Origin of the sequence: Stenotrophomonas cyclobalanopsidis, assembly GCF_008710035.1 — a bacterium.
Classification (GTDB): domain Bacteria; phylum Pseudomonadota; class Gammaproteobacteria; order Xanthomonadales; family Xanthomonadaceae; genus Stenotrophomonas; species Stenotrophomonas cyclobalanopsidis.
The window spans coordinates 51142-64575 of record NZ_VYKI01000020.1 but is presented as its reverse complement, the minus strand read 5'-3'; the positions used below and the strand labels follow the sequence as shown (position 1 = coordinate 64575).

General features: G+C 66.5%; 11 protein-coding genes. 4 read left to right on the top strand and 7 right to left on the bottom strand.

Features of this window, described 5'->3' with window-relative positions; all coding sequences use genetic code 11:
* Window positions 1–251 precede the first annotated feature (251 nt).
* On the bottom strand, window positions 252–854 hold the full coding sequence (locus FJU31_RS14530) for a TetR/AcrR family transcriptional regulator (protein WP_079222832.1): 603 nt from the start codon (window positions 852–854) through the stop codon (window positions 252–254).
* 141 nt (window positions 855–995) lie between these two features.
* On the opposite strand from FJU31_RS14530, the gene FJU31_RS14525 reads away from it, so the two are divergent.
* Together FJU31_RS14525 and FJU31_RS14520 are read left to right on the top strand one after the other, a co-directional pair.
* The gene (locus tag FJU31_RS14525) at window positions 996–1913 is read left to right on the top strand and encodes an alpha/beta fold hydrolase (RefSeq protein WP_150455378.1); all 918 of its coding nucleotides are present in this window, start codon (window positions 996–998) and stop codon (window positions 1911–1913) included.
* Window positions 1910–4387, top strand: a complete 2478-nt coding sequence (locus FJU31_RS14520; RefSeq protein WP_150455377.1) for an acyl-CoA dehydrogenase — start codon at window positions 1910–1912, stop codon at window positions 4385–4387. The genes FJU31_RS14525 and FJU31_RS14520 overlap by 4 nt, the downstream gene beginning before the upstream one ends.
* A gap of 134 nt (window positions 4388–4521) precedes the next feature.
* Here the strand turns inward: FJU31_RS14520 and FJU31_RS14515 are convergent, their stop codons facing one another.
* Complete coding sequence (locus FJU31_RS14515; protein WP_079222835.1) at window positions 4522–4878, bottom strand: DUF1304 domain-containing protein; 357 nt, start codon at window positions 4876–4878, stop codon at window positions 4522–4524.
* A gap of 37 nt (window positions 4879–4915) precedes the next feature.
* On the bottom strand, window positions 4916–6244 hold the full coding sequence (locus tag FJU31_RS14510; RefSeq protein ID WP_150455376.1) for an NTP/NDP exchange transporter: 1329 nt from the start codon (window positions 6242–6244) through the stop codon (window positions 4916–4918).
* Between the two features lie 284 nt (window positions 6245–6528).
* Between FJU31_RS14510 and FJU31_RS14505 the strand changes: the two genes are divergently transcribed.
* Complete coding sequence (locus FJU31_RS14505) at window positions 6529–7929, top strand: serine hydrolase domain-containing protein (protein WP_116864699.1); 1401 nt, start codon at window positions 6529–6531, stop codon at window positions 7927–7929.
* Window positions 7930–8031: 102 nt separating this feature from the next.
* Here the strand turns inward: FJU31_RS14505 and FJU31_RS14500 are convergent, their stop codons facing one another.
* The gene (locus FJU31_RS14500; RefSeq protein WP_150455375.1) at window positions 8032–8790 is read right to left on the bottom strand and encodes an SDR family oxidoreductase; all 759 of its coding nucleotides are present in this window, start codon (window positions 8788–8790) and stop codon (window positions 8032–8034) included.
* Window positions 8791–8904: 114 nt separating this feature from the next.
* On the opposite strand from FJU31_RS14500, the gene FJU31_RS14495 reads away from it, so the two are divergent.
* Entirely contained in the window at window positions 8905–9798 is an 894-nt protein-coding gene (locus FJU31_RS14495; RefSeq protein ID WP_150455374.1) for a LysR family transcriptional regulator, read from the top strand.
* Window positions 9799–9971: 173 nt separating this feature from the next.
* Here FJU31_RS14495 and FJU31_RS14490 read toward each other — a convergent pair whose 3' ends face one another.
* From FJU31_RS14490 to gcvT, 3 genes are all read right to left on the bottom strand, one after another.
* Window positions 9972–10514, bottom strand: coding sequence for a histone (locus FJU31_RS14490; RefSeq protein WP_150455373.1), 543 nt, complete (start codon window positions 10512–10514; stop codon window positions 9972–9974).
* A gap of 774 nt (window positions 10515–11288) precedes the next feature.
* Entirely contained in the window at window positions 11289–11684 is a 396-nt protein-coding gene (gene gcvH / locus FJU31_RS14485; protein WP_150455372.1) for a glycine cleavage system protein GcvH, read from the bottom strand.
* A gap of 94 nt (window positions 11685–11778) precedes the next feature.
* Window positions 11779–12891: a glycine cleavage system aminomethyltransferase GcvT gene (gene gcvT / locus FJU31_RS14480; RefSeq protein WP_150455371.1), complete on the bottom strand. Its 1113-nt coding sequence runs from the start codon at window positions 12889–12891 to the stop codon at window positions 11779–11781.
* Window positions 12892–13434: the final 543 nt, after the last annotated feature.

Here is a 13434-nt window from a genome sequence, read left to right as displayed (position 1 = left end):
TCGACCTGGTCGACCACCGACAATTTGAAGGCCAGCGAGTAATCGCGTTGGCTGCGCCTGATTGTTGATTTCATTGAACATTCCTTTTCCAGAGGGAAAAGGTGTCAACCCAATTCAGGACGGGTCATTGACCTCAGCAACGGCCCCGTAAGGGGCCGTTGTTTTTTCCGCGCCACCGGTTTTCCGCATGGTGCGTCGGACAAAAAAAAGCCGCGATCCAATCGCGGCTTTTTCGTGGGCTGCAGGCAACGTCAGCCGTTCGGAATCAACGTCTCGATGAGGTGTTCCACGTAGGCTTCGAAATCCTCGCGTGCCTGTTTCGGCTGCTGCAGCTGCAGCGACAGCTGCAGGAAGCCGACATAGGCCGCGTAGGCCAGACGGGCGCGATGGCGTGCATCGGTCGAACTGAGCCCGGCCTGGCGGAACGAGGCCACCAGGTAATCCAGGCGCCGCTGCGAGACCCGATCGATCACGGGCCGCACCATCGGGTGGTCCAGCGCCTTCAGCAGCTCGCTGTAGATGATGTGCGGCTGCACTTCGTGCGCCACCATCTGGAACAGCTGGCGCAGGCGCGCACGCGGATCGGGCACGTCTTCGAGGCTACCGAAGACCTGCTCCTGTTCGAACAGTTCCCAGCGTTCAAGCGCGGCCTGCAGCAGTGCATCGCGCGAAGGGAAGTGCCAGTAGAAGCTGCCCTTGGTCACGCCCAGGCGGCGCGCCAGCGGCTCCACCGCGACGGCGCCCACACCTTGTTCAGCGATCAGATCGAGGGCCGCCTGTGCCCAGTCTTCGGCACTGAGGCGGCTGTTGCGGCCGGCACGCGGTTCGCCGGCAGAAGCGTCAGGTTGATTCATTGGGTGATTTAACCATACGGCGGGGTTCGTTGCAGTACGCCGTTGCGGCCGAAACCGTCGCGGGGCGGGCGATGGCGCCTTCCGCAGCGCACCATACTGCATGGTATTGACTTCCGTCACCAGCCATCCATACTAGCGAGTATGGTTATGTCCCCTACTCCCGCCGCGTTCCGCGACCTGCGTCTGGAGGCGGCCCATGGCGCCCGTCTGGCGGCCACGGCCAGCGACCACGGTCGCCGCGGCCGCGTGCTGTTCGCCCATGGCTTCGGCCAGACCCGGCATGCGTGGAATGCCACCGCACGGGCGCTGTCTGCCGCCGGTCTGCAGACGCTGGCCTACGATGCGCGCGGCCACGGCGATTCGGACTGGAACGCCGCCGACCTGCCCTACCACGGCGAACAGTTCGCCGATGACCTGATCGTGCTGGCCGGCGAGCAGCCGGGCCCGCCGGTGCTGGTTGCCGCCTCGATGGGCGGGCTGTTCGGCCTGCTCGCCGAATCACGCTGGCCGGGCCTGTTCTCGGCGATGGTGCTGGTCGACATCACCCCGCGCTGGGACACCGCCGGCGTCGAGCGCATCCTCGCCTTCATGACCGCCCATCCCGATGGCTTCGCGTCGCTGGCCCAGGCCGCGGACGTGATCTCCGCCTACCTGCCGCACCGCCCGCGCAAATCCGAGCAGTCGCTGCGTGCGCTGCTGTGCGAGGATGGCCACGGCCGCTGGCGCTGGCACTGGGATCCGCGTCTGGTGGCCGAACTGGCCCGCGACAGCGAACAGCACCAGGATGCGCTGGCCGAAGCCGCGCGCCAGGTGAAGTGCCCGCTGCTGCTGGTCAGTGGCGGCCGCAGCGACCTGGTCACGCCGCAGACCGTCGCCGAATTCCTGGCATTGGCGCCGCACGCGCGCCACGTACAGTTGCCGCAGGCCACGCACATGGTCGCAGGCGATGACAACGACGCCTTTACCGCTACTGTGTTGGACTATCTGGACGTGTTGCCCGCAGCGGATGCTGCAGCTTCGTCCGCCACAAACGAGCACGTCACCGGAGCACGCTCATGAGCATCGTTCTTCCCTTCCTCGCCCTGCTGCTGGCAGGCGCGTTCGTCGCCTACCACCGCATGCGCCTGCTGACCTGGACGCTGATCAGCCTGGCCCTGCTGGCCGTCTGCTGGTTCGTGCCGTACGTCAACCAGACCGCCACGATCGTCGCCGCCGCCGTGCTGGCGGTGATCGCCGTGCCGCTGCTGCTGCCGTTCATCCGCAAGCCGCTGCTGACCGGCCCGATGATGAAGGTGTTCCGCAAGGTGCTGCCGCCGCTGTCGCAGACCGAGCGCATCGCGCTGGAAACCGGCTCGGTCGGTTTCGAAGGCGAGCTGTTCACCGGTGACCCGGACTGGAACATCCTGCTGAACTACCCCAAGCCGCAGCTGACCGCTGAAGAACAGGCCTTCCTCGATGGCCCGGTCGAAGAGCTGTGCACAATGGTCAACGACTGGGAAATCACCCACGTCCATGCCGACCTGCCGCCGGAACTGTGGGCCTTCATCAAGAAGAACAAGTTCTTCGGCATGATCATCCCGAAGGAGTACGGCGGCCTGGGCTTCTCCGCGCTGGCCCACCACAAGGTCATCCAGAAGCTGGCCTCGGTGTCCTCGGTGGTCAGCTCCACCGTCGGCGTGCCGAACTCGCTGGGCCCGGGTGAACTGCTGGTGCATTACGGCACCCAGGAACAGAAGGACCAGTACCTGCCGCGCCTGGCCGATGGCCGCGAAGTGCCCTGCTTCGGCCTGACCGGTCCGTTCGCCGGCTCCGACGCCACCTCGATTCCCGATTACGGCATCGTCTGCAAAGGCGAGTGGAACGGCGAGCAGGTGCTCGGCGTCAAGCTGACCTTCGACAAGCGCTACATCACCCTGGCCCCGGTCGCTTCGCTGATCGGCCTGGCCTTCCGCATGTACGATCCGGACGGCCTGATCGGCGAAACCCGCGACATCGGCATCACCCTGGGCCTGCTGCCGCGCGATACCGCCGGCGTGGAGATCGGCCGTCGCCACTTCCCGCTGAACTCGACGTTCCAGAACGGCCCGATCCGCGGCAAGGACGTGTTCATTCCGCTGACCCAGCTGATTGGTGGCGCCGCCATGGCCGGCAAGGGCTGGAACATGCTCAACGAGTGCCTGGCCGTGGGCCGCTCGATCACCCTGCCCTCCACCGCCAGTGGCGGTGCCAAGGCCGGTGCAGCGGTCACCGGTGCCTACGCGCGCATCCGCAAGCAGTTCGGCCTGTCGGTCGGCCGCTTCGAGGGCGTGGAAGAAGCGCTGGCCCGCATCGGCGGCAAGGCCTACAAGATCAGCGCGCTGTCGCAGGCCACTGCCGCTGCGGTCGACCGTGGCGACGTGCCGTCGGTGCCGTCGGCCATCGCCAAGTACCACTGCACCAGCATGAGCCGCGAAGTGATCTCGGACATGATGGACGTCATCGGCGGCAAGGGCATCATCCTCGGGCCGCGCAACTTCGCCGGCCGCAGCTGGCAGGCCGCGCCGATCGCGATCACCGTGGAAGGCGCCAACATCATGACCCGCAGCCTGCTGATCTTCGGCCAGGGTGCGATCCTCTGCCACCCGTGGGTGCTGAAGGAGATGAAGGCCGCGCAGGATCCGGACACCCGTGCCGGCCTGGAGGACTTCGACCGCAGCCTGTTCGGCCACATCCGCTATGGCATCTCCAATGCCGTGCGTTCGTTCTGGTTCGGCCTGACCGGTGCGCGCTTCGGTGCCGCCCCGGGCGATGCCTACACCCGCCGCTACTTCCGCAAGCTGGACCGCTACTCGGCCAACCTGGCGCTGATGGCCGACATTTCGATGATGACCCTCGGCGGCAAGCTGAAGTTCAAGGAATCGCTGTCCGGCCGCCTGGGCGACGTGCTGAGCCATGTCTACATGACCAGCGCCATGCTCAAGCGCTACCACGACGAAGGCGCGCCGCAGGCCGACCAGCCGCTGCTGGCGTGGGCCTTCCATGACAGCGTGCACAAGATCGAAGAGTCGCTGTCGGCGGCCCTGCGCAACTTCCCCATCCGTCCGATCGGCTGGCTGATGTGGGCGCTGATCTTCCCGCTGGGCCGTCGTGCCGAAGCCCCGGGCGATCGTCTGAGCCGTCGTGTCGCCGCCCTGCTGATGGCGCCGAACGAAGCCCGCGACCGCCTGGCCAGTGGCGTGTTCCTGACCCCGTGCGAGAACAACCCGGGTGGCCGCATCAACAGCTACCTGAGCAAGGCGATCATGGCCGAGCCGGTGGAGCGCAAGTTCCTGAAGGCGCTGAAGAGCAAGGGCATCGAGGCGCTGGACTTCAAGGCGCAGCTGGACGAGGCCGTGGCCGAAGGCGTGATCACCCAGGACGAGCGCAGCCTGCTGGAAGAACTGCGCACGCTGACCCTGGACACCATCACCGTGGACGACTTCGACACCCACGAACTGCGCGCGGCCAGCTACTACGACCGCCAGCACAAGGACCCGCATTCGCAGGCAGCGTGATCGCCTGCGTCAAGCGCACACGGAAACGGCGGGCCTCGGCCCGCCGTTTTTTGTTTGTGCACCGCAACCGTAGAGTCGAGCTTGCTCGACTGGGGCCCGAAAAGCAGTCGAGCAAGCTCGACTCTACCAAGCAATCAGGCCGGCACGAACCACCATGCCACCGCCGCCAGCAGGGCCGGCACCGCCTGGATGAAGAAGATCCGCTTGTTCACGCTCCACGCGCCGTAGCAGCCGGCCACGATCACGCAGCCCAGCGAGAAGTTCACCAGCATTGGCAGATGGTCGAACAGGCCCCAGAACAGGCCCGCAGCGAGGAAGCCGTTGTACAGGCCCTGGTTGGCCGCCAGCACGCGGGTGATCTCGGCCTTCTCCGGCGTGTTGCGGAACGTCTTCAGCCCCAGCGGGCGGGTCCACAGGAACATCTCCAGCACCAGGAAGTAGACGTGCAGCAGTGCGACCAGCAGGGTCAGGGCGAGTGCGATCCAGTACATGGCGAATTTCCTTGGATGGGTTGACGGGATGATGGGGTCAGCGGTCGCGCGGCAGCTTCTTCTCTTCGCGCAGCACGCCGAACGCGGCCAGGGTCATGCACGCGGCCACCAGCATGCCGCCGGCGAACACCACATGCGAGCCGAACAGCGACAGCCCCTTGTGCACCCAGGTGAAGCTCAGGTCGGCGCCGCGGTATACCACGGTGTCGATGGCCGCGCCGGCCTTGTAGCGCCACTGGCGGTCCACACGCGTGTAGATGGTCTCGCGGGCCGGCTTGAACAGGGAGAACTCGCTGGCTCGGGTCAGCACCTGCACCACCGCCACCATCATCGGCAGCGGCGAGGCCGCCAGTATCGAGAAGCCAAGCAGGATGGCGAAGGCGGGAATCAGCAGCGCCGGCGCGATGCCGTGGCGCGACAGCAGCCAACGGGTCAGGCTGAGCTGCAGCAGCAGGGTCAGCGCGTTCACCGCCAGGTCGATGCGCGAGAAGAACGCGGTGCTGGCCGCCGGGTCGCTGAAGGCCGCCCGCACGATGCTGGCCTGCTGGTTGTACAGCATCGTGCCCACGCCCACGCCGAACACCACCAGGATCGCCAGCCAGCGCAGCAGCGGCTCGCGCGCGATCAGCTTGAGGCCGTCGAGCACGCTGCCGCCCATCGGCTTTTCGCCGGACACCAGCTGCTGCTCGCGCTCGCGCAGCACCGCCCAATGCCGCAGCCGCCAGATGCAGAACAGGCAGACCACCAGGAAGCCGGCCGAGACCAGCATCAGGTTGGCGATGCCCACGCGCTGCACCAGCGCGCTGGTGAGGACCGGGCCGAGGAAGGCGCCGACCGTGCCGGCCGCGCCGATGTAGCCGTAGTACGCGCGTGCCTGCACGTTGCTGAAGACATCGGCCATGAAGCTCCAGAACACGGCCACCGCGAACAGGTTGAAGACCATCACCCAGAGGAAGAAGGCCATGCCCCGCCCCGGCACGCCGCTGTCGAACAGCACGTAGAACACCAGCAGGGTGGCGATGAAGAAGCCATACACCACCGGCAGGAACACCCGCCGCGGGAAGCGACTGACCAGCCAGCCATAGACCGGCTGCAGCACCAGCATGATCAGGAACACGCAGGTGAACAGGAACTGCAGGACGAAGTCCTTCAGGGCGATGCCATGGCTGGCGAACCAGCCGATCAGCAGCGGCGGGAACACCGTCTCCAGATCGGAGGAGGCCGCCATCGCCTCGCGCACCGGGCGCAGCACGTAGTAGCCGCTGAGCAGGCAGAAGAAGTACAGGAACGACCACCACAGCGCCGGCGATTCGCGCAGCGCCGCCACAAGCCCACGCAGCGGTCCCTTGCCCGCGGCCGCGCTCACGCGGTGGCCCCGGCCGGGACGCAGCAGTTGGATGGCGGCATGACAGGCTCCGGGGGCAGTGAAGCGCGTACGTTAGACAATGCACTGCAACATCGCCAGCAGACCGCGCGCAATGTCCGCAGGCGGGGTCATGCGGAGGGCATCTGCGGGCGCGTCCAGACCCCGTCGCCGGGCGTCAAAAATCCAACTTTTTCAATCAGATGCGCATTCATCTTCGCTTTGTTTGTGCACAGGCGAAAAGCGGCGCTAGAATCACAAACAGCAGTCGCGCACGGGTCCAACCGATGAAAATGAACAACCTGCGTCGCCCGGTCCGGGCGGCGACCACCGGTTTGCTGGGCATGTTGATGCCCGTGGCCTTGTCCACCACCGCGCAGACACCGCCGGCCCTGCCGCCGATGCCGACCAACATTGAAACCGCCGCGGGCCCTGGCGTCGCCCACACCCAGCCGGCGGCCTACCGCACCGGCCTGGTGCCGCAGGTGCAGCTGCCTGCCGCCGGCTTCAACGTCGCCCATATCGAATCGATGGCGCAGCAGCTCACCTACGGCGAGCGCGTGCCGGGCATGGCCGTGGCCATCGTGCAGGGCGGCCGCGTGCTCAGCGCGCGCGGCTACGGCGTCACCGATGTCAACAATCCGCTGCCGGTCGACGCGCACACCGTGTTCCGCCTGGCGTCGCTGTCCAAGGCCTTCGCCGGCACCATGGCCGGCCTGCTGGTCAACGACGGCACGCTGCGCTGGGACAGCAAGGTGACCGACTACGTGCCGGGCTTCCGCCTCAACTCGCCCGAAGCCACCGACCGCCTGACCGTGGCCGATGTGCTCAGCCACCGCGTCGGCCTGCCCTACAACGCCTACGACCGCGACATCGAAGGCAATGCCGAGTACTACTCGCTGACCCAGAAGCTGGCCAACACCAGCCTCAAGTGCCTGCCGGGCGACTGCTACGCCTACCAGAACGTGGCCTTCAGCCTGATCGGCGACGTGGTCTATGCCGCCTCGGGCAGCTTCTACGAACAATCGGTCGAGCGCCGCATCTTCAAGCCGCTGGGCATGAACGATGCCAGCCTCGGCCTGGCAGGCATCCAGGCCAGCTCGCGCTGGGCGCGCCCGCACGTGCGCAGCCGCAACGGCTGGGTGTCGCTGACGCCGAAGCCGACCTACTACCGCGTTGCTCCGGCGGCCGGCGTCAACGCCAGTGCCAGCGACATGGCGCAGTGGCTGCTGGCCCACACCGGGCATCGCCCCGACGTGCTGCCTGCGCCGCTGCTGGCCACCCTGCATTCGAGCCTGATCAACACCCCGGGCGAGATGCGCTCGGGCTGGCGCCGTGAGCGCCTGCACTCGGCCGGCTACGCGCTGGGCTGGCGCACCTTCGATTACGCCGGCCACGACGTGGTCTTCCATGCCGGTGCGGTGCAGGGTTACCGTGGTCTGGTCGCACTGGTGCCCGAACGTGACCTCGGCATCGCCATCCTCTGGAACGGCGAGAGCGGCCTGCCCAGCGGCCTGCTGCCGACCGTGCTCGATTCCGCGCTGGGCCTGCCGGCACAGCGCTGGCTGGACGTGGACACCGATTTCGGCAGCGACAGCCTGATGGCCGAAGGCGCCACCCCGGCGCAGCAGGACAAGCGCAAGGGCAAGGGCGCCTCGGGCAACCGCGCGGTGGCCTCGCCGCGCTGAGCGCGGCAGCCTGTCGGTGATCGGTAGAGTCGACTGTCAGTCGACTCACGCAGTGCCGGATCGAAAAGCAGTCGACTGACAGTCGACTCTACCAACGCAGGCTCAGTGCGCGAAGTAGTGCATGCCGCCGTCCACCGGGATCACCGCGCCGGTGATGTAGCCCGCCAGCGGCGACGCCAGGAACGCCACCAGCGGCGCGACCTCGTCCGGTTCGCCGAAGCGCCCGATCGGAATGTTGCGGTCGATGAAGGCGCGTCGGCTTTCCTCGGTGGGATGCAATCGGCCGAGGATCTGCGCGCTGTTGATCCGCCCCGGCGCGATCGTGTTGACCGTCACGCCCTGCGCCGCCACCTCCGATGACAGGCCCTTGCTCCACAGGTGCAGCGCGGCCTTCGCCGCCGTGGCGGCATTCACCGCACGCGGCTCCATCGAACCGCTGAAGTTGATCACTCGCCCCCAGCCCTGCGCCCGCATGCCGGGCAACAGCGCCTGGGTCAGCTGTCGCGACGCGGAGAAGTTCAGTGCCATCGCTTCGTCCCATACCTCATCAGCGGCGTCGACAGACGTCGGCCGCGAGCCGCCCGCGGCATTGACCAGGATGTCCACGCGCTGCAGCGCGTCCTGCGCCCCGGTGGCGATGCGCGCCAGCTGCGCGGCGTCGGTGAGGTCACCCGGCAGGATCAGCGGCGCGGCTGCACCGCGGGCTGCGATCTCCGCCGCCAGCGACTGCAGCGGCTGCAACCGTCGCGCGCTGATCGCGATGCGTACGCCGAGCGCCGCCAGCTGCCGCGCAACCGCCGCGCCAATGCCGCTGCCCGCGCCAGTCACCAGTGCGGTACGTCCTTCAAGACTCAGATCCATGGTGTTCTCCGTCATGCGTGGCCGGCACATCCGGCCCGTGCAGCGCATGCTCTTTGATCACCCCTGATTGATAAACTCCGCGCAGGTTTCAGCATTCAAAACCCGGAGTGTCAGATGAACCTGCTGGAGAGCATGCAGGTCTACGTGCTGATCGTGGACAAGGGCAGCCTCAGCGCTGCGGCCGCGGCGATGGACATCTCGGCGACGATGGCCGGCAAGCACCTGCGTGCACTGGAAGCGCGCCTGGGCATGCAGCTGCTGAGCCGCACGACCCGCCGCCAGCACATGACGCCGTTCGGCGAGGACTACTACGCCCGCTGCAGGGACATCCTGCGGATGGTGGAAGAGACCGATGCGCAGGCCGCCCACCAGCAGATGGCGCCGGCCGGCACGCTGCGCATCAGCGCACCGGTGATCTTCGGCACGCACGCGCTGGTGCCGGCCCTGGCCGAGTACATGCAGCGCCATCCGCAGGTGCGGGTGGAGGCGAGCCTGAGCGACCGCGTGGTCGACCTGGCCGAGGAAGGTTTCGAAGCAGCGCTGCGCATCGGCACGCTGGCCGACAGCGATGCGTTGGTGGCACGCCCACTGACGCCCTACCGGCTGATGATGTGTGCCGCGCCGGCCTACCTCGCCCGCCACGGCACGCCGCGCACGCTCGCCGAACTGGCGTCGCACGAGTGCCTCTCTTTCGAACCCCGCGCGCTGGCGCAGTGGCTGCAGGACCAGGCTGACGACCTCGAGCGTATCGCCGCTGCGCGCCTGCAGATCAACAACGGCGAGGCGCTGCGTGCGGCGGCGCTGCATGGGCTGGGCATCGTGCTGCAGTCAACCCTGCTGCTGGCCGCGGACGTGGCCGCCGGACGGCTGGTGCAGCTGTTCCCGCAGCACGGCCAGGCCGGTCGGCCGATGCACGTAGTGTATGCGCACGATCGCTACCGCTCCACCCGCCTGTGCAGCTTCCTGGAATTTCTGGTGGAGCGGTTTCCGCCGGTACTGCACGGGTAGAGTCGAGCTTGTCGACTGCCGGAAAAACAGTCGAGCAAGCTCGACTCTACAGGAGCGGTGAAGCAGTCGAGCGAGCTCGACTCTACAAATCGGCCCGAGACCGTCATAAAAAAACCCCCTCCCCGCTGGGCAGCCAGGGAAGGGGGTTTCAGGGTACGGCTATCGGGAAGTACTTAGATCAGCGGCGCCGGGGTCGCCGGCAGAGCGACCGGAGCCGCCTTCTTCTTGCGGGCAGCCGGCTTGCGCTTGGCAACCGTCTTGGCAGCCTTCTTCGGGGCAGCCTTCTTGGTGGCCTTCTTCGCAGTGGCCTTCTTCGCAGTCTTCTTCACTGCCTTCTTGGCAGTAGCCTTGCGCGCAGTCGCCTTCTTGGCGACCTTCTTCGCGGTCTTCTTTGCCGGCTTCTTGGCGACCTTCTTTGCCGCCTTCTTTGCAGTGGCCTTCTTCGCAGTTGCCTTCTTTGCAACCTTCTTGACGGCCTTCTTCGCGGTCTTCTTAGCCGGCTTCTTGGCGACCTTCTTTGCCGCCTTCTTTGCAGTGGCTTTCTTCGCAGTTGCCTTCTTGGCAACCTTCTTGACGGCCTTCTTGGCCGTAGCCTTCTTGGCAGTCGCCGTCTTCGCGACCTTCTTCACTGCCTTCTTGGCAGCGGCCTTCTTAGCGACCTTCTTCACCGCTTTCTTGGCAGCGGGCTTTTTCTTCGCAGCTTTCTTGGTTGCCATGGGATGGCTCCTCGTCAGTGATAGGGAGTTGAAACGCCCAGGTGGATCAAACCCGCGGTTGCTGCGTGCGGGGACCGCCGGCGCGTCAGGCGCGCCGTTACGGATGCGGCAATGCCCGCCTCGATCGGCGGAGCGGGCATCTGAACAGGAGATGCCTTGCATTTCTCCGGGGGAAGCGAGGCCATGTCCACCGTCTGCAGGATCGCGGTGGTCTTGAGGGAGCTGCTTCGCATCGGACGATTGATTCTGCGCACTCGGTTTGGCAGGCAAGGTCTGCTGAGGCGAAACCTAATCACGGTTTTTTTTACTGTCAACAACCCCCGCGAAAAAATTTCACATCCGCGTCCATCCGAACGCCACCGGCACCATCACCACACAGCACCTTCCTGGCCCTGCATCGCGCACCGCCAACGTCACGCGCAGCAACACGTGATCGTATCTGATGAATAAAAAACGCTTGAAATAAGCACTCCGCGTTGATAGGCGACAGCAGATGCCGCGCCATGCACCACGTCGTCCGGCACACGCCATCGCGCGCGCCCGCCGCACCACAACGGGTCTGCAACGGGGGGTAAAAGTTTTCACATCGGAACACGCAAACGCGGGACGGAAACGCGGATTTGCGCAAAACTGCGCACGCCTGATCGCGCCGTTCGATGCCGCCTGATGCCATGTCGGAGGTGTGCCGCAAACCCGATGGCATGAGTCGACGACGGAGGCCGGAACGAAAACGGCCACCCGAAGGTGGCCGTTCTGGAAGCAGGAAGCGAGGACTCAGTGGTCTTCGTTTTCCAGGGCTTCGGCGTACGCGTCCGGATCCAGCAGCTCGTTGAGCTCGTCGGCGCTGGTCAGCTCGACCACGTACATCCAGCCTTCGCCGTAGGCATCTTCGTTGATGGTTTCCGGCTTGTCCGACAGCGCCGAGTTGACCTCGACGATCGTGCCGCTGACCGGGCTGTAGACGTCCGAGGCGGCCTTGACCGACTCGACGACGGCGATCTGCTCGCCCGCCTTGGCCTCGGCGCCGACTTCGGGCAGCTCGACGTAGACCAGGTCACCCAGCAGGCCCTGGGCATGGTCGGAAATGCCGACGGTGACGCGGCCATTGCCTTCGACGCGGGCCCACTCGTGGGACTTGAGGAACTTGAGGTCGCCGGGGATCTCGCTCATGGGAACTGCTCCAGGTTTTGCAGGGGGTGGAAAAAACGGGGCTAGTGTAACCAACCGACCGCCACTGCTGTCAGTGACGGCCGGCACGTTCGGATCAGACGTCGGCGAGCACGCCGGGCTGGGCCTGGCCTTCGCGGACAAACGGGAACTTGACCACGCGCACCGGCACCTGCCGGCCGCGGATATCGACGGTGACCTGGCCGAGTTCACCCGCCGGCACGCGGGCGAACGCGATGCCCTTGGCCAGGCTCGGCGAGAAGGTGCCGGACAGGATTTCGCCCTGGCCGCCGGCGGTGGTCACCGCCTGGCCATGGCGCAGCACGCCCTTCTCGTCCATCACCAGGCCGATCATCTGTCGCGCGTTGCCTGCGGCCTTCTGCGCCTCCAGCACGTCGCGACCGATGAAGTCACGGCCTTCGTCCAGCGACACGGTCCAGGCCAGCGCCGCTTCGTACGGGCTGATCGCTTCGTCCATGTCCTGGCCATACAGGTTCATGCCGGCTTCCAGGCGCAGGGTATCGCGCGCGCCGAGGCCGGCCGGCTTCACGCCCGCCGCCAGCAGGCCGTTCCAGAAGGCGACCACGGCGTCCTGCGGCAGCAGGATCTCGAAGCCGTCTTCGCCGGTGTAGCCAGTGCGGGCAACGAACAGTTCAACGCCGTCGTCCGCCTTGACCTGCAGGGCAGCGAAGCGGCCGAGCTTGGCCAGCGCGTCACGGTCGCTGCCGCCGACCAGGCCGACCACGCTGTCGCGCGCCTTCGGGCCCTGCACGGCGAGGATGGCCAGGTCCGGGCGCTGCTCGACGCTGACGCCGAACGGTACCGCCTGCTCGCGCAGCCAGGCCAGGTCCTTCTCGCGGGTGGAGGCGTTGACGACCATGCGGAAGAAATCATCGGCGAGGTAGTAGACGATCAGGTCGTCGATGACGCCGCCGGCCGGATTCAGCATGCACGAGTACAGCGCCTTGCCCGGCACCTTCAGCTTGTCGATGGAGTTGGCCAGCAGGCGGCGCAGGAACGGCTTGACCTGCTCGCCGCGCAGGTCGACCACGGTCATGTGGCTGACGTCGAAGACGCCGGCTTCGCGGCGAACCAGGTGGTGCTCGTCCAGCTGCGAGCCGTAGTGGATGGGCATGTCCCAACCCCCGAAATCGACCATCTTGGCGCCGAGGGCGCGGTGGGTATCGTTGAGCAGCGTCTTCTGGGTCATGACCGGTCCGGCAGCAGGATAAACAAGAGCGCCCATTATCCCAGATCGATCGGCGGCAGGCGTGCCGCAGCGCAGCGGGGGTTTGTGCTTGGCCGGCCTGCGGCCGGCGCCGCTTTCTTCAAGCCAGAGCTCAGAGCGCAGAGCCTAAGTTCGTCGGCTCTGGGTTGTGTGGGTTTGGGTGGGCCGGTGTGACCGCGCGAGGGACGCCGTAAACCCCTCCATGGGGGCTTGGCCGCGGCATCCATGCCGCGGACACCCCCGCGCGGCCACACCGCCCCACCCCCGCCAGGTTCCGTGGTGACGGATGGCAAGTGCCAGAGCAGAGCAAGAGCAGATGTGGATGTCGATACATATATAGAGAGGGGTCGGAGCCCTTTGCTGCGGAAAGGGATCCGACCGCGGGCGAGCGCTTTTGCTTCTGCTCTTTATTTCTTTTCCGTGGGCTGGACGCGCACGGAAACTGTCGGGGGGCGGGGGGGGGGGGGGGTGGGGGACCAATGGGCGCACGGATGGGCCCCCACACCCACCACGCGCGCGGAAACG

What these genes read in the sequence shown, in the direction of transcription:
- FJU31_RS14490 (WP_150455373.1), bottom strand. Translation starts at nt 10,514, where the DNA reads ATGGCAACCAAGAAAGCTGCGAAGAAAAAGCCCGCTGCCAAGAAAGCG.
- FJU31_RS14515 (WP_079222835.1), bottom strand. Translation starts at nt 4,878, where the DNA reads ATGTACTGGATCGCACTCGCCCTGACCCTGCTGGTCGCACTGCTGCAC.
- FJU31_RS14520 (WP_150455377.1), top strand. Translation starts at nt 1,910, where the DNA reads ATGAGCATCGTTCTTCCCTTCCTCGCCCTGCTGCTGGCAGGCGCGTTC.
- FJU31_RS14525 (WP_150455378.1), top strand. Translation starts at nt 996, where the DNA reads ATGGTTATGTCCCCTACTCCCGCCGCGTTCCGCGACCTGCGTCTGGAG.
- gcvT (WP_150455371.1), bottom strand. Translation starts at nt 12,891, where the DNA reads ATGACCCAGAAGACGCTGCTCAACGATACCCACCGCGCCCTCGGCGCC.
- gcvH (WP_150455372.1), bottom strand. Translation starts at nt 11,684, where the DNA reads ATGAGCGAGATCCCCGGCGACCTCAAGTTCCTCAAGTCCCACGAGTGG.
- FJU31_RS14500 (WP_150455375.1), bottom strand. Translation starts at nt 8,790, where the DNA reads ATGGATCTGAGTCTTGAAGGACGTACCGCACTGGTGACTGGCGCGGGC.
- FJU31_RS14530 (WP_079222832.1), bottom strand. Translation starts at nt 854, where the DNA reads ATGAATCAACCTGACGCTTCTGCCGGCGAACCGCGTGCCGGCCGCAAC.
- FJU31_RS14505 (WP_116864699.1), top strand. Translation starts at nt 6,529, where the DNA reads ATGAAAATGAACAACCTGCGTCGCCCGGTCCGGGCGGCGACCACCGGT.
- FJU31_RS14495 (WP_150455374.1), top strand. Translation starts at nt 8,905, where the DNA reads ATGAACCTGCTGGAGAGCATGCAGGTCTACGTGCTGATCGTGGACAAG.